Origin of the sequence: Sphingobium sp. 3R8 (assembly GCF_020166615.1) — a bacterium.
In the GTDB taxonomy this organism is placed as follows: domain Bacteria; phylum Pseudomonadota; class Alphaproteobacteria; order Sphingomonadales; family Sphingomonadaceae; genus Sphingobium; species Sphingobium bisphenolicum.
Genome location: NZ_JAIQXR010000057.1, coordinates 1 through 1,291, shown reverse-complemented (window position 1 = coordinate 1,291; position 1,291 = coordinate 1). Strand labels below are relative to the sequence as shown.

Annotated in this window: 1 protein-coding gene; it reads left to right on the top strand. The window is 58.6% G+C overall.

Translation table 11 applies throughout. From position 1 onward, the window contains the following. Positions 1-80: 80 nt before the first annotated feature. Positions 81-1,154: an IS5 family transposase gene (locus K9B33_RS22870; protein ID WP_224546751.1), complete on the top strand. Its 1,074-nt coding sequence runs from the start codon at positions 81-83 to the stop codon at positions 1,152-1,154. Positions 1,155-1,291 lie beyond the last annotated feature (137 nt).

The window sequence follows — 1,291 nt, the reverse complement described above, 5'->3', positions numbered from 1 at the left end:
AGCTGGACACCCGCAAAAACTCTGGCGGATTTGATGCATTGATGATTCATTGATGGGGTAGCCACTGGAGGCGATCTGCGATGGATCCGAAGTCCCTTTTCAGTCTTAATGACCACCTTGAGATGCTGAGCCGTCACGGCGATCCGCTTGAGATGCTGGAACGGACCGTGGATTTTGAGTATTTTCGGGCCAGGCTTGTCGAAGGGCTGGGTTATGGCGATGGTGGCAAGGGCGGTCGTCCGCCGTTCGATCCCGTCGCGATGTTCAAGATCTTGATTTTGCAGGCCCAGCATAATCTGTCGGATGCGCGGATGGAGTATATGATCCGGGACCGGCTGAGCTGGATGCGGTTTCTGGGTTTTGCACTCGGCGATCGCACCCCCGACGAGAACACCATCCGACATTTCCGCAACCGGATGACGGAGACCGGGACGCTCAAGCGAGTGATGAAGGCATTCGACTGGCAACTTCACAAGAAGGGCTACATCCCCATGTCGGGCCAGATCATCGATGCCAGCCTGGTGCCAGCGCCCAAGCAGCGCAACACCGATGGCGAGCGGCAGGCTATCAAGGATGGCAAATCGGCGCAGGACATCTGGCCCGATGATCCGGCCAAAGCGGCACAGAAAGACACAGATGCGCGCTGGACGCTCAAGATCGGCGGGAAAGTGCGCTACAAGGATGGCAAGCCGCTGCCGATGATCGCCTTGCCGGTGTTCGGGTATAAAAGCCATATCAGCATAGACCGCCGCTATGGGTTCATTCGCGCCGGTGAGGTCACTTCGGCGGCCCATGCCGATGGGCGCATGTTGCGTCATGTGATCGCGGAAAATAGTAGCAGCGAGGTCTGGGCCGACACTGCATACCGCTCCAGGACCAACGAAACATGGCTGGCTGATCGTATGCTGACCAGTCGCATCCACCGCCGCAAGCCCAAGGGAAAGTCCATGCCCAGGGCCACCGCTCGCGCCAATGCGGCAAAGTCCACGATCCGGGCCAGGGTTGAGCATGTGTTTGCGCATCAGAAAAACCGGTTCGGGCTCTTCATTCGCACGATTGGCATCAAGCGGGCCGAGGCGAAACTCACCCTGGCCAATCTGGCCTACAACTTCGACCGCCTGATCTTCCACGAACGACGTGCCGCTACGGCATGAGTCTGCCCTGAAACCCGCAGACGGCCGTGAAATGCCCCATCCGATGACTGAAGACGGCCAAGTAAAACGCGCTGCGCCTCGGTCATTGCGCCATCAGCGCAACGCTCCCTTTATTTAACCGGTTCTTGCGGGTGTCC

Bases quoted from the DNA above. Each gene is read 5' to 3' on its own strand.
- K9B33_RS22870 (WP_224546751.1), top strand. From the start codon at position 81: ATGGATCCGAAGTCCCTTTTCAGTCTTAATGACCACCTTGAGATGCTG.